Genomic DNA, 18,617 nt, shown 5'->3' on the forward strand with positions numbered 1-18,617 from the left:
CATTGGCAGGAGTTTTCATGAGCATCGAATTCATTGGCTATATCGCCACGCAACCCGGTTCTGAAATCCACCCGCGCAGCGGCGCGACCATCCAGCCCGACTACGTGAAGACAGTGGCCAAGGCTCATGAAGACGCAGGTTTTGATCGTGCGTTGATCGCGTACCACTCCAACAGTCCGGACAGCACACTGGTGGCTGCGCATGCCGCCAGCGTGACCAGCACATTGAAGTTTCTTGTCGCACATCGTCCCGGTTTCATCTCCCCCACCGTGGCAGCCCGGCAATTTGCGACGCTGGACGTGTTCAATGGCGGGCGCACTGCGGTGCATATCATTACCGGCGGCGACGACAAGGAACTGCGTGCCGACGGCAGCCACATCGGCAAGGACGAGCGCTACGCACGCAGCGATGAATACCTCAGTGTGGTGCGTCAGGAATGGACCAGCGACAAGCCGTTCGATCATCAGGGCACCTACTACCAGTTCGAGGGCGCGCACTCGCTGGTCAAGTCCCCACAGCAGCCACACATCCCGCTGTACTTTGGCGGTTCCTCGGCAGCGGCGATTGCGGTGGCCGGCAAACACGCCGACGTCTACGCCTTGTGGGGCGAGACGTACGAGCAGGTGCGCGATGTGGTGAAACAGGTGCGCGCCGAAGCCGCCAAACATGGCCGGACCATTCGTTTCAGCCTGTCGTTGCGCCCGATTCTGGCCGACACCGAAGAACAAGCCTGGGCACGCGCCGACAGCATTCTGGAAAAAGCCAAGGCATTGGCAGACCGCAACGGCTTTGTCCGTCGCGAACCACCCAACGAAGGGTCGCGTCGCCTGCTGGCCGCAGCGGCACAAGGTTCACGTCTGGACAAGCGCCTGTGGACCGGCATCGCTGGCCTGCTCGGCGCGCAGGGCAATTCCACGTCGCTGGTCGGCACCCCGGAACAGGTCGCCGAAGCGCTGCTGGACTATTACGACCTGGGGATTACCACCTTCCTGATTCGCGGCTTCGACCCGCTGGAAGATGCTATCGATTATGGCAAGAAGCTGATCCCGCTGACCCGCGCACTGGTGGCTCAGCGTGAACGGCAGGCTCGCGAACAAGTGGCCTGATTCAACGCCATGCGGGCGGGCGAGGCTTCTGACTGAAGACTGCCCGCCCGCAATGACGTTTTCAGGCGGCTGCTGAAACCGGCTTGAGGGAGCGCGCCACCAGCGCGCCAAAAGCCTCGACCGGTGCTTGCAGATTGCCCAGAAAACGTGGGTAGAACAGCCACAGGTCCATCACCGGTTTGAAGTCCTTGAGCGGTAGCACCGCCAGTTGCTCGCGGTGAGCGCTGCGCTCCAGCAACGGCCTTGGCACCAGACCCAACCCCATGCCATCGGCTACCAGCCCCAGTTGCAGCTCGGTGCCGAAGGTTTCCAGATTGACCTTCATGCTCAGCCCCTGATCGGTCAGCGTACGCTGCAAACCTGCGCGAAAACCGCAGCCGTCGGGGTTGAGTACCCAGCCCTGCTCGTAGCAATCCGCCAGCTTGCCGGGCTTTTTCGACACCAGTCCCTTGGCGCAGACCACCACCAGTTCCATCTTACCGATGGACTGACCGACGATGTTGTCCGGAAATATCTTGCCAGCAGGGAACAGCGCTGCCGCAGCATCCAGCTCACCGTTTTCGATCTTGCCGATCAGGTGACTGCCCCAGCCGGTGCTGACCTGGGCGCGCAAATCCGGGAATTCTCCGCGTAGCTGCTTGAGCGCATCGAGCAGCACCACGTCACCGATGGTTTGCGGCACACCCAGACGCAATAGGCCGCTGGGCGGCGTGTCGCTGGCCACCAGCTCGCGCAACGCATCCATCTCGCGCAGGATTGCCAGGCACTTCTGGTACACCTGGATGCCCATCGGCGTTGGCTTGAGCGGCTTGGTATTACGATCGAACAGCTCGACCCCAAGGGCCTGCTCGAAATTCTGCACCCGGCGAGTAATCGCCGGCTGGGTCAGATCCAGCGATTCAGCGGCATGGCTGATCGACTGACAGCGGATGACTGCAACGAACGCATCGATATCATCAATTTTCATTCGGACCGCACATAAAGAAGAGAAGAAACACAGGCAAAAAGAATAGTCCCGGCAGACGTCCATTCATAGCCCGTCCAACAGACCGACGCTAGATTTCACGCATTGCAGCACGGAAGTAAAAGACGTTTTCGTTATAACCTAATCATTAAAAAATAGCATATTAAATATCCATATTATGCTTATATCAAACCATTCCCTGACCCTGACCTGGAAATGGACATGACTCAGAACCGACACCCGGAACGACTCGGGGCCTTTATCGACGCGCTGGGCGAGCTGATTGGCAGCGAGCCGCACGAAGGCGATCTGTTGCGTCGCGGCGGCAAGCTGCTGGCGCAACTGGTCAGCCACGATGACTGGCTGGCAGAAGAATTTGCCGTACCCGACCCCGACCGCTATCAGCAATTTCTGCTGCATGCCGACCCGCAGCAGCGCTTTTCAGTGGTCAGTTTTGTCTGGGGACCGGGGCAACGCACGCCGATTCATGACCATCGAGTCTGGGGCCTGATCGGCATGCTGCGCGGTGCCGAGCATTCACAGGGCTATACCCGCAACGCGCAAGGACGCCTGGAAACCAGCGGCCCGGCAATTCGCCTGCAACCCGGCCAGGTCGAAGCGCTGTCACCGAAAAGCAACGATGTGCATCAGGTCAGCAATGCTTTCAACGATCAAGTGTCGATCAGCATCCACGTTTACGGCGCCGATATTGGCACCGTGAAACGTGCGGTCTACGACCTGGACGGCACAGAAAAACTGTTCATCTCCGGCTATTCGAATGCCGCAGCCATCACCCACGCTACTCAGGATCAGCCAACAGGGAGCCCCGCCCGATGACCACACCCGCCACCCGATCATTTGCCGACGTTCGTCAGGCCTTGCTGGACCGCCAGGAACTGGCCTTGGTAGACGTCCGCGAAGAGGCACCCTTTGCCCAGGCCCATCCTCTGTTTGCGGTGAACATCCCGTTGTCGAAGCTGGAGCTGGAGGTGTTCCCGCGCATCCCGCGACGCGACACAGCCATAACCCTGTACGACGATGGCGAGGGCCTGGCGCAGGTTGCGCTGCAACGTTTACAGGCGCTGGGCTACAGCGATGTGAGACTGCTCGACGGCGGCCTGCAAGGCTGGCGTGAGGCTGGCGGCGAGTTGTTCATCGATGTGAATGTGCCGAGCAAGGCGTTTGGCGAACTGGTGGAACACCATCGTGCTACCCCGTCTCTGGCGGCTGAAGAGGTCAAGGCCCTGCTCGACAACAACGCCGATGTAGTGGTGCTCGATGCCCGGCGCTACGACGAATACCAGACCATGAGCATCCCCGGTGGCATCAGCGTACCGGGCGCGGAACTGGTGCTGCGGGCACGGGAGCTGGCACCGGACCCGAACACGCGAATCATCGTCAATTGCGCCGGTCGCACGCGCAGCATCATCGGCACTCAGTCACTGGTCAATGCGGGCCTGCCCAATCAGATCAATGCGCTGCGCAATGGCACGATTGGCTGGTTACTGGCCGGTCAGACGCTGGATCATGGTCAAGACCGGCGTTTTGCAGCAGTCAGTGAGGAAACCCGCGAAACCGCCAGTGCCGATGCGCGCAAGGTGGCTGATCGCGCCAAGGTCAAACGCGCCAGCCGCGCTGACCTGCAACGCTGGCAAGCCGAGACTTCGCGCACCCCGTACCTGTTCGATGTGCGCACACCGGAAGAGTTTGCCAAAGGCCATCTGCCCGGTGCGCGCTCCACACCGGGCGGGCAACTGGTGCAGGAAACCGATCACTTCGCCAGCGTACGCGGCGCACGAATAGCCTTGGTGGACGACGACGGCGTGCGCGCCAACATGTCGGCCTCCTGGCTGGCGCAACTGGGCTGGGACGTGTGGGTGCTCGATGATCTGCATGCAGCAGACTTCAGCGAAACGGGTGACTGGGATGCGCCGTTCCCTGCGCCACCGCAAGTGGAGGCGATCAGCGTCGAGACGCTTGTTCAATGGCAGACACAGGTCAAGGTGGCGGTGCTGGATTTCACCGCCAGCGCCAATTACGTCAACCAGCACATTCCCGGTGCCTGGTGGACCTTGCGCGCCGACCTCAAACAGGCGCTGGAAAAAATACCTGCCGCCGACCGCTACGTATTGACCTGTGGCAGCAGCCGTCTGGCGCGCTTTGCCGTGGCCGACGTCGAAGCGCTGACCGACAAGCCGGTGTTTTTGCTCGATGGCGGCACCGCCAGCTGGATCAAGGCTGGCCTGCCGTTGGAGCATGTCGAAAGCCGACTGGCCTCGCCACGCATCGATCGCTATCGCCGCCCGTACGAAGGCACCGATGCGCCGCGCGAAGCCATGCAGGCCTACCTGGACTGGGAGTTTGGCCTGGTGGAGCAATTGGGCCGGGACGGGACGCACGGGTTTTACGTGATTTGAGCGTGAGGAACGATAAGTGTCTGGCCGACCGATCAACTCAATGGAGAAACACCTCAATGCTGCCTTTTTTCAAATCACCTCTACCGCTCAAAAGCCTGCTGCTGGGCGCGTTGCTCAGTGTGCTGGCAGGCCAGCAGGTGGTGGCTGCCGAGCAGGCTCCGCTGTTGGTCGCCAATCAGAAGTCGCTGCTGAAAATACTGTTGCAGGTCTCCGGCGAACTCAAGGACGTGCCTTACCAGATCCAGTTTTCCGAGTTCCCCTCGGCGGCCCCTCTGGGAGAGGCATTGAACGCTGGCGCTGTGGATATCGGTGCGCTGGGTGATGCGCCATATGTGTTCGCGCTGGGCGCGGGTGCGCCCTTGAAAGTGGTCAGCATTACCCATGCCCAGGGCCGTTTCACCACGGCGGTGCTGGTCTCGAAGGACTCGCCGATCAAGACCGTTGCCGACCTCAAGGGCAAGCGCATCGTCACCGGGCGCGGCTCCATCGGCCACTACCTGGCGATCCGCGCCCTGCATGAAGCCGGGCTGAAAACCAGTGACGTCACCTTCATCAACCTGCTGCCCAGCGAATCGCGTCTGTTGCTGGACAGCGGCGACGCCGATGCCTGGGCGACCTGGGACCCTTACACGACGATTTCCATCGCGCAAAGCGACGCTCGTGTGCTGGTCAGTGGCAGCGAGTTGCTGAGCAATCACCTCTACCTCGCCGCCACCAGCAAGGCCATTGAAGGCAAACGTGCCCAACTGGATGATTTTGTAGCCCGCGTGGAGCGCGCCTTCAACTGGTCCAATGCTCATCCCGAAGAGTACGCGGCCGCTCAGGCGAAAGTCACCGGCCTGCCGCTGGCGGTGCATCTGGCGGTGGCCAAGGCGACGAAAATGCAACGTACGCCGATTGATGATCAGATCGTTCAGGGACTGCAGAACACTGCGGACACCTATCTGGCTGAAGGCATCCTGACTAAAAAAATCGACGTTTCAACCGGCTTCGACAAGAGCTTCAACGCCTCGCGCGCGCAGATCGCTCAGGCCGCCACGCAATGACCGCTGCATAACCGCTGCGAAAAGGACCCCGCATGACACTCTCGACCCCGCGCCAGCATTATCCGGCAGCCGAGTCGGCTGAAGACTTCAGCGAACGACTGGCTACGCTGACCGCCACATTGGCTGAAACTGCCGAGCAGTACGACATCAGCGCCCAGTTCCCGCATGCCAACTTTCAGTTACTGCACACCCACGGCCTGCTCGGCCTGACCGTACCGGCTGAACTGGGCGGCGGCGGTGCCGATCTGCCGCGCGCGCAGCAAGTAGTCAGCGCAGTGGCCAAGGGCGAACCGTCGACGGCGCTGATTCTGGTCATGCAATACCTGCAGCATTCAAGGCTGCAAGAGAACCGTAACTGGCCGAGCCATCTACGTGTACAAGTTGCCGAAGAGGCGGTACGCGAAGGTGCGCTGATCAACGCCCTGCGCGTCGAGCCTGACCTGGGCACCCCTGCGCGTGGCGGCCTGCCGGGCACCGTCGCCCGCCGCAGCGCCGACGGCTGGCGCATCAGCGGCAGCAAGATCTACTCCACCGGCAGTCATGGCCTGACCTGGTTCGCCGTATGGGCGCGCAGCGACGACGATGACCCGCTGGTGGGCAGTTGGCTGGTCCACAAGGACACGCCGGGCATCAGGATCATCGAGGACTGGGACCACTTGGGCATGCGCGCCACCAGCAGCCACGAAGTCCGCTTCGACGACGTGCTGGTGCCGCTCGATCATGCCGTCAGCGTCAGCCCGTGGAGCGCCCCGCAATCCGAACTTGATGGGTCGGGCATGCTGTGGATGTCGGTGCTGCTGTCGTCAGTCTACGACGGCATCGCCCACTCCGCCCGCGACTGGCTGGTGCACTGGCTGGAACAGCGCAAGCCGTCCAACCTCGGGGCCGCGCTGTCGACCCTGCCGCGCTTTCAGGAAACCGTCGGGCAGATCGACACCTTGCTGTTCGCCAACCAGAGCCTGCTGCAATCCGCGGCCCAGGGCCACACGCCCGCACAGCATGCTGCGCAGATCAAATACCTGGTGACCGGCAACGCTATCCGTGCGGTGGAACTGGCCATCGAGGCCTCAGGGAATCCAGGACTGTCACGCAGCAACCCGCTGCAGCGCCATTACCGCAACGTGCTGTGCGGCCGGGTGCACACGCCGCAGAACGATGCGGTATTGGCGGGTGTGGGCAAGGCGGTTTTTGCGGCGCGTAATAAAGAGCAGTAAAACGCGCTCAGAGCAGTGACGGCGGCTCGAACGCCGTCACGGGCGGCAGTGCCTGATCCCATTTGACGATATCCACCGACGCGGTCTGCGCCGCACACCCTTGCGACAGGCTGGAAGCACCGATGTCCTGGGTGATCACATTAGGGTTGCCGTGCTTTTCCAGACTGCCCGGCTCGCCATGCACCAATGGATCGAACCAGGCACCGGTGGCAATCTGCACAACGCCGGGCCGAATACTGTCCGATACGATTACTCCAGCCAGAAACGCCCCCCGCTCATTGAAGACCTTGGCCACATCACCATCGACCAACCCGCGCATTTGCGCATCCAGCGGGTTCAGGGTCAGCGGCTCGCGTACCTGAATTTTCGAGGAACGGCTGTAGCTGCCGTGGTCGTACTGACTGTGCAGGCGGGTTTTGGGTTGATTGGACAGCAGGTGCAGCGCGTGGGTAGGCGCAGGTTTATCCAGCCATACCGGATGGCCAGGACAGTCCGCATAAGCGAAGCCTGCGATGCGCTCGGAGAAAATTTCGATACGCCCGGACGGCGTCGGCAGTGGATGCGCGTCAGGGTCATCGCGAAAGGACTTGAGCAGTACGTTATCGGTCTGGGGATAGTCTATTTCCAGTAATCCGTCACGCCAGAACTGGTCGAAATCCGGTAGGGTAATACCAAAGGTTTCAGCGCGCTGCCGAGACTCATCGTAAATAAAATGCAGCCAGGCCTGGACATCACGTCCTTCGGTAAACGCCTGCGCCACACCCAGCCGCTCGGCCAGCCCGGCCAGAATCGAATAGTCATCACGAGACTCGCCCACCGGTGCGATGGCCTGCTGCATCGCAATCATGAAACGATCAGACGCCGAGCTGCCGATGTCATTGCGTTCCAGCGCCGTGGTGGCTGGCAGCACGATGTCGGCATAGCGTGCCTGAGCGGTCCAGAACTGCTCGTGAACGATGATGGTTTGCGGCCGCTGCCACGCTTCCAGCAGCCGATTGAGGTCTTGATGGTGGTGAAAGATATTGCCACCCGCCCAGTACACCAGGCGAATATCCGGGTAAGTCTGCTGCTGCCCGTTGTAATCGAAGGGTGTGCCGGGGTTGAGCAACATATCTGTCACCCGCGCAACCGGAATGAAGTCCTTGACCGGATTACTGCCTTGGGAAAAGCGCGGCCCGGAGAACGCCTTGCGGCCGCTGCCGGTGTTGTTCATGCAGCCATAACCCAGGCCAAAGCCGCCACCGGGCAAACCGATCTGCCCCAACAACGCCGCCAGGGTGACGGTCATCCAGAACGGTTGCTCGCCATGTATAGAACGCTGCAATGAATAAGCGACGTTGATCATGGTGCGTTTGCTGGCCATGCGCCGCGCCAGGTCGACAATCTGCTGCGCAGCGATATCAGTCAATGCAGCGGCCCACTGCGGGCCCTTAGGCTGGCCGTCGACGTGACCCAGCAGATAATCGCGAAAACGCTCATAGCCCACGGTGTAGCGCTGAACGAAATCTTCGTTGTGCAGCCCTTCGCTGATCAATACCCAGGCAAGCGCCATCATCAACGCCGTGTCGCTGCCGGGGCGTACCGCCAGCCACTGGTTGGGCGCCGGGCCAGCCAGGTCATCACGCAGCGGGCTGACGTTGACGAACTCCACGCCCGCGTCGGACATGCGTTGCAAAGCGTCGGCGAGCAGATGGTCACTGGCACCGCCGGGGCTGGTTTGCGCATTCTTGGCGGGCAACCCCCCGAAGGCGACGAACAGCTCGCAGTGCTCGGCGAGGTTCTTCCAGGACGTATGCGCCGCCAGCAGCCAGTCCATGTTGCCGACAATGTGCGGCATCAGCACCCGCCCGGCCCCCAGGCTGTAGCTGTCGGTACTGAATACATAACCGCCGATGCAGTTGAGGAAGCGATGCAGCTGGCTTTGTGCGTGATGAAAACGCCCCGCGCTGCCCCAGCCGTAGCTGCCGCCAAAAATTGCCTGATTGCCATACTCGCCTTTGACGCGCTGCAACTCACTGGCGACCAGATCCAGCGCCACCTCCCAGGAGACCTCGACGAACGGCTCCTGCCCACGCAGATCGGGTCGCCCGCCGGCTTGCTGAAGAAAACTGCGACGTATCGCCGGGCGCATGACGCGTGTGGGCGAGGTAATGGCATCGGCAACCGAATCGCCAATCGGTGAAGGGTCCTTGTCCCACTCCGCAGGCAGCAGGGCTTTCAACTTGCCTTCCTCGACCTGCGGGCGATAAACACCCCAATGCAATGACGTAAAACTCATGATGAAGGCTCCAGGACAAGGCAGTCGTTCAGCGGGCAACCTGCGTCTGGCTGTCCAGCGCCGCATTGAACGACTCGTCAAACACGCTGGCAGCAGGATAGCGTTTGGTCAGCCCGGCGTGGTTGAAAAAATCGATAGTCTGCTGTGCGCCTGCCACCACTTGCGGGGTGATCGGCACCACCACGACCTGAGCGCGGGAAAACCAGCGGCGCGCTACTTGAGCATCGGCTTTGGTCAGCGCAGCCCAGGCGTTGGCGTAGATTTCATTGTGCTGCGGGTCGCTGACCGACCAGGCGCGCGCAGCTTGCAGGCGCTGCAGGAAATCGCTGATCTGCGCGCGCTTGTCCTTGATGGCCTGATCGTTGGCGACAATAAAGCTTTGCGCAGGGATCAAGCCGTCGGCAGTTGCAATGATTCGTGCGCCCTGACGCTCCTGTTGAGTGACATAAGGGCTCCCAGGTCGCAATCGCGTCCACCGAGCCGCCATCCAGCGCGTGAGAGGAATCCAGTGCACTAAGGTAGCGATAGTCCACGGCATCGCGGGCGACACCCGCCCTGTCCAGCGCGGTGAGCATCAATTGCTGGCTGAACGAGCCCTTCCAGATGGCGACTTTCTTGCCGGCCAGATCCGCGACGGTTTTGATCGGCGAATCCTTGCGCACTACGATCGCAACGCCGTCGAGGTTCTGCCGCGATACGCCGATGACCTTGATCGGCGCACCCAGCGCGCCCATGAACAGCGCAGGCGAATCGCCCAGCAAACCGATGTCCAGGCTACCGACGTTCAACGCTTCGGCGACCGGGGAGCCTGCGGTGAACTGCTTCCATTCAAGCTCGTAGGGCAGATCCTTGAGTACACCGGCCGCTTCCATCACGGTCCGGGCGCTGTAACTCTGATCACCGACAATCAGGTCGGCAGCCTGGGTGTTCAGCGTGGCCACAAGGCCCAGCGCCAGGCCCGTCAGCAGGCGTTGGCTCCAGCAGATGATAGTTGTCGGCACAGGCAGGGTCTCCAGAAGCATCGGGCAGATCGAATTGATCGGCAACGACCCTAACACCCGAACAAAAATTAGCTAAATTCATTTTTGTTCTATCCTAAGATGCAAAAAAATTATCTAAACCTGTCCGACGAAGCGCTCACCCAGGCGGTTCATTGAGCTCGATAGCTGATTCCAGACGCTCGCGCAGGAATTCGATGAATGCCTGCACTGGACGTGAGGCCTGACGGTGCTGGGGATAAACCGCTGACAGCGTCAAGGGCTCGGGCCGCAAGTCATCTAGCACCCGCACCAGGCTGCCGTCACGCAGCGCCGCGCCAACAATGAACGTCGGCAGGTAGGTGATGCCCAGCCCGGCCACAGCCGTGTCTCTCAGCAGCTCGCCATTATTGGCGCGCATCCGCCCGCTGATGTTCAATATCAAAGGCTTGCCCTGCACCTGAAAACGCCATTGCGCCTGACGGCTGTGGCCATAGGGCAGGCAATCATGAGCGTGCAGATCTTCGGGTTTTTGCGGCGTACCGCGCTCGGCCAGGTAGGCAGGGCTGGCGCAGTAGACCCGATCAATCGAGGCAATGCGCCGGGCGATCAGGCTGGAGTCTTCCAGCACCCCGATACGCAGCACCAGGTCATAGCCTTCGCTGATCAAGTCCACCGCACGGTCGCTCAGGTCCACCTCCACCGCCACGTCGCGGTAGCGCTGCAAAAACAGCGGCAGCAGACAGCCCAGATGCGCAACGGCAAACGACAGCGGCGCACTCAGGCGCAGGGTGCCGCGTGGCTCGTTGTTCTGCCCGGTAATCCCCTGCTCGACCTGTTCGACCTCGGCCAGCAGGCGCAGGGCAGACTCGTAGTAACTCTGCCCCAGCGGCGTGACATCCAGACGTCGCGTCGAGCGGTTGAGCAAACGTACGCCCAGCCGTTCCTCCAGTTGCATCAGGCGCCGACTGACAAATTGCTTGGACAGGCCCAGCTTGTCGGACGCCGCCGTGAAGCTGCCGGACTCCATGACCTGGCAGAAAATCCGCATGTCTTCAAAAGGGTTCATGTGTCGTGGCCTGAGTGAACGCTGGGTGCTGTTCGACAGAGCGTAACGTGCCACCCGGCACTGTCAACCACAGCGAGACAGTCATTCATGTTCCAGCTACTTATTGCGACAGTCGATAAGCCGTAACCTTTGTCTCACTTGATCGATTGCTGAATGTGCAGCGTCGATAGACGGATGGAGAAAGAATCATGCTGACTCTTCGTAAAGCTTCCGACCGCGGCGCTGCCAACCATGGCTGGTTGAAATCCTTTCATACCTTTTCCTTTGCCGGTTATCGCAACCCCCAGGAGCAGGGCTTTTCCGATCTGCTGGTGATCAATGACGACCGCGTGATTGCGGGCAAAGGTTTCGGCCAGCACCCACACCGTGACATGGAAATCTTTTCCTACGTTCTGGAAGGTGCGTTGGAACACAAGGATACGCTGGGCACCGGGTCGGTGATTCGCCCTGGCGACGTGCAATTGATGAGTGCCGGCAGCGGCGTGGCGCACAGCGAGTTCAATCATTCGCACACCGAGGGCGTGCATTTTCTGCAGATATGGATCGTGCCGAATGTTGCAGGCGCAACCCCGAACTACCAGCAGGAGCATTTCAGCGCTGAACAGAAACGCGGTCATTTGCAGCTGATCATTTCGCCAGAAGGCGAGAACGGTGCGCTCAAGGTCCGTCAGGACGCTCGTGTGTATGCCGGTCTGTTCAATGGCAATGAAACTGCGACCCTGGAACTGGCTGCCAACCGATATGCCTACGTGCATGTGGCCCGTGGCAGTGTGGTGCTCAATGGGCAGCCGCTTGACGAAGGTGACGGGGTGCGTTTGCGCAACGAACAGGTCATTAGCCTGAGCGAAGGCGTTGACGCAGAAGTGTTGGTCTTTGACATGCGGCCCAATGAACTGCCGCAAATGCCCTGATGTATCGGGCCCGTTACCGGGATCGACATGGCGTTTCTTTCACTTGATCGACGCCTGCGCCTGAGCCACGCTTCGCCCTACAAGGCATAGTATTCACTCCCCCCTGCCCTTGCCGTGCAGCGGGCCGGGTGGGTCAGCGCTATCGAGCATCAGGCGAGGAGAAAACCGTGGCCAGTGATCAACTTGATTGTATCCTTTTGAAACCCGCCAAACCCTCTCAAGGCAAGCAGGGTATGGATTATCAGGTCGGCATCTCCGCACAAAGTGCAGGTGCCCGACATATCCATATGCAGCTGATGACAATTGCCCCTGGAGGCAGGGGCAAGGCTCACAAACATCAGGAGCATGAAACCGCCATCTATGCCCTGAGTGAAGCCACCGGCTGCTGGTACGGCGAGTCGCTGGAAAAGCATGCCATCGTGGAACAAGGCGACTTCTTTTATATCCCGGCGGGAATGCCGCATGTGCCCTATAACCGCAGCAACGAGCGCGAAGCAACGGTTCTGGTCGCGCGTACTGATCCCAATGAGCAGGAGAGCGTGACCCTGATGCCGGAGCTCGACGAGTTACTGGCATCCAGACAGGACTGAGCGTGACATGCGAGAAAGATGATCTTTTATAAAGATGCTCAAAACACACAAACAAAAACGCCGCTCTGATGAGCGGCGTTTTTGTGAGTTTGGAGCGGGAAACGAGACTCGAACTCGCGACCCCGACCTTGGCAAGGTCGTGCTCTACCAACTGAGCTATTCCCGCAATATGGCGTCCCCTAGGGGACTCGAACCCCTGTTACCGCCGTGAAAGGGCGGTGTCCTAGGCCACTAGACGAAGGGGACACTGCCTGAAACACAATGGTGTGTGTTTCAGTTCCAGACATCATCCGAAGATGTATTCTGGTTTCACTCAACCCTGCCCTGAGGCAAAGCTGCTTAAAATTGGAGCGGGAAACGAGACTCGAACTCGCGACCCCGACCTTGGCAAGGTCGTGCTCTACCAACTGAGCTATTCCCGCAATGGCGTCCCCTAGGGGACTCGAACCCCTGTTACCGCCGTGAAAGGGCGGTGTCCTAGGCCACTAGACGAAGGGGACACACGTACAACATTCACTACTTATTTGCGCTACGCTGTGTGCTTTACGCTGTAAGTGGCGCGCATTCTATGGATGGATTGAGGGGTCGTCAACCCCCATGTGAAAATTTATTGAAATCAATAACTTCGATGCCGTTCGGACGCTGACCGACTGTCGCCAATCGTTCAGCTGCCTAATCTATATAGAAGAGATGCCGACAAACTCCAGGAGGGACATCTATGCGCAGTAGTGCTTAGCCACTACACTCGCACTAAAACTAATTGAACAAATGAGGTTTGCACAGTGACTCCACTCATGATCACGCTGATGATATTAGCAGGTATCGCTCTGCTCATCGCGATCGGCTACCTGAATCACGTCGCTGAAAACGGCAAACTGGAAAAGGCCCGCACCAAGGTCGAACTCAGTGATCGCTTGCGTCGCTGCAGCGAAATCACCGAAGTATTCCCCGGCCAGTTGATGTCACCAGCCTTGAAGCTGCTGCTTACGCGTCTGGAACTGAACGTCGTGCAGCGCATGCTCAGCCTGGACAAGGGTAACGCTCAACTCAAGCACCGCATCGGCGAGCTGGAAGAGCAGATCGGCAAAGGCGAACGCATCGACATCCCCAACCAGGTCACGCCGATCCAGACCGAAGCCAAGGCCAAGGACGTGCGTTTCCTTCTGGAAGCCCTGCATGGTCAGGTGACCCGAGCTGCACATGACGGCTTTCTGCAAACCAGCGAAGCCAAACACTGGATCCGCGAAATCCGCACGATTCTGGTCACGCTGCACATCGAGTTCTTCAACAACCTCGGTCAGATGGCCCTCAGCCAGGACCAGCCGGGCCAGGCTCGTCTGGCGTTCGAACGCGGCGTGCAGTATCTGCGCAACCAGCCGGACCCGGTGACGTACCAACAGCAGTTGCTGGCGATGGAAAAACAACTGGCCCGCGCCAACTCAATGGTACTGACCAATACCGCGCCATCCGAAGACGACGACAACGCGCTGACCGAAGGCTTGAAGGCAGACGAAACCGAATCCGAATGGAAGAAGAAAGTCATCTACGATTGATGACTGCCCCGCCGCTGCCGGACCTGTGCTCCGGACAGCGGCAGGTCGAGCGACTCAACAGTCGGTCGATGCCAGAAAGATAGCCGCCAGACGTTCGATCCCCGCCTGATCCACCTCGTTGAAACGCCCCACACTCGGACTGTCCAGGTCCAGCACACCGATCAGACGCCCATCCTTGACCAACGGCACCACCAGCTCGCTGTTCGATGCGCTGTCGCAGGCGATGTGTCCGGGAAACTCGTGAACGTCCTGAACACGCTGGGTTTGCCGACTCTGCGCTGCTGCACCGCAAACGCCGCGACCAAATGGAATGCGCACGCACGCAATCTGCCCCTGAAACGGACCCAGCACCAGCTCTTCATTGCGATTGAGGTAAAAACCCGCCCAGTTCAGATCGTCGATCTGCGTATAGAGGAATGCCGAGAACTGCGCCGCATTGGCGATGAAGTCGCGCTCGTCGGCCAGCAATGCCTCAAGCTGGGCCGCCAGCAGACCGTAGCCATTGAGGCCGGCACCGGTGTTTTGCAAATCGATCATGTGTGTTGCTCCAACAATTCAAGTCCTACCCAGTAACGTGCAAATTGATACGCGCAGCGGCCATTGCGATTGCCACGCGCGGTCGCCCAGCGAATCGCAGCCTTTTCCAGGCTTTCGTCGCGCTGCCATTGCAAGCCGGCCTTGTCTGCCAGCTGCGTGATCCAGTGCTCGACCACGTTCAGGTAATGTTCCTGGGTAAACGGATAAAACGACAGCCACAGGCCGAAGCGGTCAGACAATGCGATCTTGTCTTCCACGGCTTCGCTGGGGTGCAGCTCGCCGTCGACGTGCTTCCAGTCAACGTTGTCGCTTTCCTTTTCGGGCACCAGATGGCGGCGATTGGAGGTGGCATACAGCAATACGTTATCCGGTGCCTGCTCCAGCGAGCCGTCAAGCACGCTTTTCAGTACGCGATAATCACCCTCGCCCGACTCGAACGACAGGTCATCGCAGAACAGTACAAAGCGCTGCGGCAGTTTGTGCAGTTGTTCGACCACACGCGGCAAGTCGCCCAGATGATCACGCTCGATCTCGATCAGGCGCAGACCGGCCGAGGCGTGCTCGGCCAGCAGAGCGCGGATCAGGGACGACTTGCCGGTGCCGCGCGAGCCCCAGAGCAAGGCATGGTTGGCAGGCAGGCCATCGATAAACTGACGTGTATTGCGCCCCAACTGATCGCGCTGCAGGTCGACGCCGATCAGATCGGTCAGGCGCGTATCCAGGCTCACCTGCAACGGCATCAGGTAGCCGCTACGGCCCTCTTGAACCCAGCGCGCCGCAAGCGTCTGTGACCAGTCGACCGGCTCGCGCACGGCTGGCAACAGCGGTTCCAGCCGGGCCAGCACGGCATCGGCGCGTTGCAGAAAAGCATCCAACCGAGAATCCACGGGATCCCCTTATATTTAACTGATTGGTCAGCAGTGCCTATCAGCTATGCTTGGCCAACCAGAAGTGGCAGTAAGTACTCATGGATATATCGCTCAAAAACAGGCTTTCGTTCAAGCAGGCGCGCCTGGCTGTATTGATCGGCTTCGCGCTGGGGACCTTGCTGAGCCTGTTCCAGATTGCAATCGATTATGCCAGCGAAGACGCGTCCATCAATCGTGAAATCAAATCACTGCTGGAAATCATCCAGAACCCGGCATCGCGCATTGCCTACAACATCGACTCGGAGCTGGCTCAGGAGCTGACACTCGGGCTGCTGCGCTCGCCTGCCGTGGTCAGCGCCAGACTGACCGATAACAATGACGCCGTGCTTGCAAGCGTTGAACGCCCCATGGCGACAGGGCGCTATCGAGTGTTCAGCGATTGGCTGTTCGGTGAAAGCCGTCAGTTTCAGGAAAAACTGCACCTTAACCATTTGCCCGATGAAACCATCGGCACACTGTACCTGACCGTGGACACCTTCGCTTTCGGCAGCCACTTTCTGCAGCGCGCCGAGATCACTCTACTCAACGGCTTCGTGCGCAGCCTGGCGCTGGCCGGCATTCTGACCATTCTGTTCTACGCCACCCTGACCAAGCCGCTGGTAAGGGTGATCCGCGAACTGAGCAGTCGCGACCCGCGCAACCCCGACCAAGGGAAAATAACCTGCCCGCCTCACCATGAGCAGGATGAAATCGGCGTACTGGTCGCGACCTTCAACCGTCAATTCGAAACCATGGGCAGCGAGTTCTCCAGACGACGCGCGGCCGAAGATCGGCTGACCGAACATCTCAACGAACTGGAAAACATTGTTTCGGCACGCACCAATGAGCTCAAGGCCAGCAACATACGCCTGCGCGAATCCAACGAGGAACTACAGATAGCGCGCAGTACGGCGCTGGATATGGCCCATGCGCGCTCGGCGTTTCTGGCGCACATGAGCCACGAAATCCGCACCCCGCTCAACGGCCTGCTTGGTATGCTGGCGCTGTCACTGGACAGCCCGCTCAGCGCCGAGCAGCGCCAGCAACTGATGATCGCCCACGACTCCGGCAAGGTGCTGGTCGAACTGCTTAACGATATTCTCGACATGTCCAAGTTCGACGCAGGTCATCTGGAGATCGAGCGCATTCCCTTCGACCTTGGGGTGTTGATCGAGGACACCGCCAACCTGCTGTCACAGAATGCGGCCCCCAGCGTGGAGCTGACCTGCCTGATTGCGCCGGACTTTCCGGCCATGGTTACCGGCGACCCTACCCGGGTGCGGCAGATCGTCAGCAACCTGCTGTCCAACGCACTCAAGTTCACCCGTTTTGGGCGCGTGGATGTGCGTCTGACTAACCATAAAGATGTCAGCGGAGAAAACCGGGTACGCATCGAAGTCCGTGACACCGGCATCGGGATTGCGCAGGACGCCCAGGCGAAAATATTCCAGCCGTTCACTCAGGCAGAAACCGCCATCACTCGGCAGTATGGCGGCACCGGGCTGGGTCTGGCGCTGACCAACAATCTCTGCGAGGCCATGAATGGCACGCTGAGTATCCAGTCACAGTCCGGCTTCGGCAGTCAGTTCTGCGCCGAGCTGCCGCTGCCGGTGCATGTGTCCGCTGTCACTCAGACCGCGCTCAGGGGCCGGGTCACTGTGGTCAGCTCGGCCGGCAGCGGCCTGGTGGAGCTGCTTGGCAACCTGCTGCCAACCTGGGGGGTCGATCTCAAGCGACGCAGCATTGATGATCGCCCGGAAGACGTGGACCTCGACAGCAGCCCGGACCTGGTCATTACCGACTGCCCCGAATGCCTGTTTGCGATTCGCCCCACTACACCCGTGCCGATCCTGCTGGTCACTGCCTATGGCAATTTCATGCCCGGCGAACAGGTTACAGCCCTTGCCCCGCTGCAACAGCAGGCTCGACCACTGGCGCGCAACGCGCTTTACCACACGCTGCGGCGTGTACTGGGTCAGGAAGAGACAGGCGTCAGGGACACAAAAGCGCCAGAGCAAACGGCTCAGCGCATGGCCAGAGTACTGTTGGTGGAAGACAACCCGGTCAATCAGCTGGTGGCCAAGGGCATACTTGGCAAGCTGGGGTGCGAAGTGATCATCAGCAGTCACGGCGGCGAGGCCTTGGAACAATTGGAGCAAGGCCACTTTGATCTGGTGTTGATGGACTGCAACATGCCCGTTATGGACGGCTATGAAGCCAGCCGCCAGATCCGCAGCAGCGGCCGCTGGCCAAACCTGCCGATCGTGGCGCTTACCGCCAACGCCATGCCCGATGAACGTGAGCGCTGCAAGGCGGCAGGCATGAACGACTACCTGGCCAAGCCATTCCGGCGCGCCGAACTGGCGGGCATTCTGGACCAGTGGATTCCCATCGCTGATATCCGCTGAAACGGCTTAGCGCAGCAGCGCTTCGATTTCACCGGTCAGTTCCTCGGGCTTGGTCAACGGGGCGAAACGCTTGACCAGCGCGCCATTCCTGCCAATCAGGAACTTGGTGAAATTCCACTTGATTCGCTCGGTCCCCAGCAACCCCGGTGCCTGCTGCTTGAGCTGAACGAACAAGGGATGGGCCTGAGCGCCGTTCACGTCGATCTTCTTGAACAGCGGGAAGCTGACCCCGTAGTTCAGTTCGCAAAACCCGGAAATCGCGCCCTCGTCACCCGGCTCCTGCTTGCCGAACTGATTGCAAGGGAAGCCCAGCACTACCAGCCCTTTATCCTTGTAGTCCAGCCAGAGTTTTTCCAGGCCTTTATATTGCGGGGTAAAGCCGCATTTGCTGGCTGTATTGACCACCAGCACCGCCTTGCCAGCGTAGTCGGCGAGGGTTTTCTGTTCTCCCTTGATCGTAGTGACCGGGATACTCAGCAGGTTTTCGCTCATCAAAAGAGGCCTCAAGACCAGGCGGTGGCTGGATCGGAATGTGAGCACTGACGTTAGCCTGCAACGGCGTGCGGCGCACGCCAATTTTCGGTATTGATACAGGTCGATAAGCCCGGAGCCGCTGCGCGCAGCGGCACAGCAATCGCC

General features: G+C 60.0%; 15 protein-coding genes, 4 tRNA genes and 1 pseudogene. 9 read left to right on the forward strand and 11 right to left on the reverse strand.

Features of this window, described 5'->3' with window-relative positions:
- The first annotated feature begins 17 nt into the window (after positions 1-17).
- Positions 18-1,106: an LLM class flavin-dependent oxidoreductase gene (locus tag AC4ANK_RS19735; protein ID WP_002554516.1), complete on the forward strand. Its 1,089-nt coding sequence runs from the start codon at positions 18-20 to the stop codon at positions 1,104-1,106.
- Between the two features lie 61 nt (positions 1,107-1,167).
- On the opposite strand, the gene AC4ANK_RS19740 is transcribed toward AC4ANK_RS19735, so the two are convergent.
- The gene (locus tag AC4ANK_RS19740) at positions 1,168-2,073 is read right to left on the reverse strand and encodes a LysR family transcriptional regulator (RefSeq protein WP_002554517.1); all 906 of its coding nucleotides are present in this window, start codon (positions 2,071-2,073) and stop codon (positions 1,168-1,170) included.
- A gap of 219 nt (positions 2,074-2,292) precedes the next feature.
- On the opposite strand from AC4ANK_RS19740, the gene AC4ANK_RS19745 reads away from it, so the two are divergent.
- From AC4ANK_RS19745 to AC4ANK_RS19760, 4 genes are read left to right on the forward strand one after another with little or no spacing between them, the layout of a single operon-like run.
- Entirely contained in the window at positions 2,293-2,907 is a 615-nt protein-coding gene (locus AC4ANK_RS19745; protein WP_002554518.1) for a cysteine dioxygenase family protein, read from the forward strand.
- Positions 2,904-4,487, forward strand: a complete 1,584-nt coding sequence (locus AC4ANK_RS19750) for a rhodanese-related sulfurtransferase (protein ID WP_460384724.1) — start codon at positions 2,904-2,906, stop codon at positions 4,485-4,487. Before AC4ANK_RS19745 ends, AC4ANK_RS19750 begins: the two co-directional genes overlap by 4 nt.
- A 56-nt stretch (positions 4,488-4,543) precedes the next feature.
- Positions 4,544-5,533 (forward strand): ABC transporter substrate-binding protein, encoded by a 990-nt coding sequence (locus AC4ANK_RS19755; protein WP_002554520.1) that lies wholly within the window; start codon positions 4,544-4,546, stop codon positions 5,531-5,533.
- Between the two features lie 32 nt (positions 5,534-5,565).
- Entirely contained in the window at positions 5,566-6,747 is a 1,182-nt protein-coding gene (locus AC4ANK_RS19760; RefSeq protein ID WP_460384722.1) for an acyl-CoA dehydrogenase family protein, read from the forward strand.
- A 7-nt stretch (positions 6,748-6,754) separates the two neighbouring features.
- Here AC4ANK_RS19760 and AC4ANK_RS19765 read toward each other — a convergent pair whose 3' ends face one another.
- The 3 genes and pseudogenes from AC4ANK_RS19765 to AC4ANK_RS19775 form a co-directional block, all read right to left on the reverse strand.
- Positions 6,755-9,025: a molybdopterin guanine dinucleotide-containing S/N-oxide reductase gene (locus tag AC4ANK_RS19765; protein ID WP_031595464.1), complete on the reverse strand. Its 2,271-nt coding sequence runs from the start codon at positions 9,023-9,025 to the stop codon at positions 6,755-6,757.
- Positions 9,026-9,053: 28 nt separating this feature from the next.
- A pseudogene (locus AC4ANK_RS19770) lies at positions 9,054-10,047 on the reverse strand (ABC transporter substrate-binding protein).
- A gap of 115 nt (positions 10,048-10,162) precedes the next feature.
- Entirely contained in the window at positions 10,163-11,071 is a 909-nt protein-coding gene (locus AC4ANK_RS19775; protein ID WP_002554526.1) for a LysR family transcriptional regulator, read from the reverse strand.
- A gap of 188 nt (positions 11,072-11,259) precedes the next feature.
- On the opposite strand from AC4ANK_RS19775, the gene AC4ANK_RS19780 reads away from it, so the two are divergent.
- Together AC4ANK_RS19780 and AC4ANK_RS19785 are read left to right on the forward strand one after the other, a co-directional pair.
- Positions 11,260-11,982, forward strand: a complete 723-nt coding sequence (locus tag AC4ANK_RS19780; protein ID WP_002554527.1) for a pirin family protein — start codon at positions 11,260-11,262, stop codon at positions 11,980-11,982.
- 233 nt (positions 11,983-12,215) lie between these two features.
- Positions 12,216-12,572 carry a cupin domain-containing protein gene (locus tag AC4ANK_RS19785; RefSeq protein WP_223216185.1) on the forward strand — a complete coding sequence of 119 codons (357 nt, stop codon included), beginning with the start codon at positions 12,216-12,218 and terminating at the stop codon, positions 12,570-12,572.
- Positions 12,573-12,662: 90 nt separating this feature from the next.
- Here AC4ANK_RS19785 and AC4ANK_RS19790 read toward each other — a convergent pair.
- From AC4ANK_RS19790 to AC4ANK_RS19805, 4 genes are all read right to left on the reverse strand, one after another.
- Positions 12,663-12,738, reverse strand: a tRNA-Gly gene (locus tag AC4ANK_RS19790).
- Positions 12,739-12,742: 4 nt separating this feature from the next.
- Positions 12,743-12,818: transfer RNA gene (locus AC4ANK_RS19795), tRNA-Glu, on the reverse strand.
- Positions 12,819-12,918: 100 nt separating this feature from the next.
- Positions 12,919-12,994, reverse strand: a tRNA-Gly gene (locus AC4ANK_RS19800).
- A 2-nt stretch (positions 12,995-12,996) separates the two neighbouring features.
- A tRNA-Glu gene (locus tag AC4ANK_RS19805) sits at positions 12,997-13,072 on the reverse strand.
- A gap of 294 nt (positions 13,073-13,366) precedes the next feature.
- Here AC4ANK_RS19805 and AC4ANK_RS19810 point away from each other — a divergent pair.
- The gene (locus tag AC4ANK_RS19810; RefSeq protein WP_460384719.1) at positions 13,367-14,125 is read left to right on the forward strand and encodes a hypothetical protein; all 759 of its coding nucleotides are present in this window, start codon (positions 13,367-13,369) and stop codon (positions 14,123-14,125) included.
- 54 nt (positions 14,126-14,179) lie between these two features.
- Here AC4ANK_RS19810 and AC4ANK_RS19815 read toward each other — a convergent pair whose 3' ends face one another.
- Positions 14,180-14,662 (reverse strand): GAF domain-containing protein, encoded by a 483-nt coding sequence (locus AC4ANK_RS19815; protein ID WP_002554530.1) that lies wholly within the window; start codon positions 14,660-14,662, stop codon positions 14,180-14,182.
- On the reverse strand, positions 14,659-15,549 hold the full coding sequence (locus AC4ANK_RS19820; protein WP_002554531.1) for an ATP-binding protein: 891 nt from the start codon (positions 15,547-15,549) through the stop codon (positions 14,659-14,661). Before AC4ANK_RS19820 ends, AC4ANK_RS19815 begins: the two co-directional genes overlap by 4 nt.
- 80 nt (positions 15,550-15,629) lie before the next feature.
- Between AC4ANK_RS19820 and AC4ANK_RS19825 the strand changes: the two genes are divergently transcribed.
- On the forward strand, positions 15,630-17,978 hold the full coding sequence (locus AC4ANK_RS19825) for a hybrid sensor histidine kinase/response regulator (RefSeq protein WP_002554532.1): 2,349 nt from the start codon (positions 15,630-15,632) through the stop codon (positions 17,976-17,978).
- Between the two features lie 6 nt (positions 17,979-17,984).
- Here AC4ANK_RS19825 and AC4ANK_RS19830 read toward each other — a convergent pair whose 3' ends face one another.
- Entirely contained in the window at positions 17,985-18,470 is a 486-nt protein-coding gene (locus AC4ANK_RS19830; protein ID WP_004665941.1) for a glutathione peroxidase, read from the reverse strand.
- Positions 18,471-18,617 lie beyond the last annotated feature (147 nt).

Source organism: Pseudomonas sp. Pmew2 (genome assembly GCF_058129885.1).

Bases quoted from the DNA above. Each gene is read 5' to 3' on its own strand.
- AC4ANK_RS19735 (WP_002554516.1), top strand. From the start codon at position 18: ATGAGCATCGAATTCATTGGCTATATCGCCACGCAACCCGGTTCTGAA.
- AC4ANK_RS19740 (WP_002554517.1), bottom strand. From the start codon at position 2,073: ATGAAAATTGATGATATCGATGCGTTCGTTGCAGTCATCCGCTGTCAG.
- AC4ANK_RS19745 (WP_002554518.1), top strand. From the start codon at position 2,293: ATGACTCAGAACCGACACCCGGAACGACTCGGGGCCTTTATCGACGCG.
- AC4ANK_RS19750 (WP_460384724.1), top strand. From the start codon at position 2,904: ATGACCACACCCGCCACCCGATCATTTGCCGACGTTCGTCAGGCCTTG.
- AC4ANK_RS19755 (WP_002554520.1), top strand. From the start codon at position 4,544: ATGCTGCCTTTTTTCAAATCACCTCTACCGCTCAAAAGCCTGCTGCTG.
- AC4ANK_RS19760 (WP_460384722.1), top strand. From the start codon at position 5,566: ATGACACTCTCGACCCCGCGCCAGCATTATCCGGCAGCCGAGTCGGCT.
- AC4ANK_RS19765 (WP_031595464.1), bottom strand. From the start codon at position 9,025: ATGAGTTTTACGTCATTGCATTGGGGTGTTTATCGCCCGCAGGTCGAG.
- AC4ANK_RS19775 (WP_002554526.1), bottom strand. From the start codon at position 11,071: ATGAACCCTTTTGAAGACATGCGGATTTTCTGCCAGGTCATGGAGTCC.
- AC4ANK_RS19780 (WP_002554527.1), top strand. From the start codon at position 11,260: ATGCTGACTCTTCGTAAAGCTTCCGACCGCGGCGCTGCCAACCATGGC.
- AC4ANK_RS19785 (WP_223216185.1), top strand. From the start codon at position 12,216: ATGGATTATCAGGTCGGCATCTCCGCACAAAGTGCAGGTGCCCGACAT.
- AC4ANK_RS19810 (WP_460384719.1), top strand. From the start codon at position 13,367: ATGATCACGCTGATGATATTAGCAGGTATCGCTCTGCTCATCGCGATC.
- AC4ANK_RS19815 (WP_002554530.1), bottom strand. From the start codon at position 14,662: ATGATCGATTTGCAAAACACCGGTGCCGGCCTCAATGGCTACGGTCTG.
- AC4ANK_RS19825 (WP_002554532.1), top strand. From the start codon at position 15,630: ATGGATATATCGCTCAAAAACAGGCTTTCGTTCAAGCAGGCGCGCCTG.
- AC4ANK_RS19830 (WP_004665941.1), bottom strand. From the start codon at position 18,470: ATGAGCGAAAACCTGCTGAGTATCCCGGTCACTACGATCAAGGGAGAA.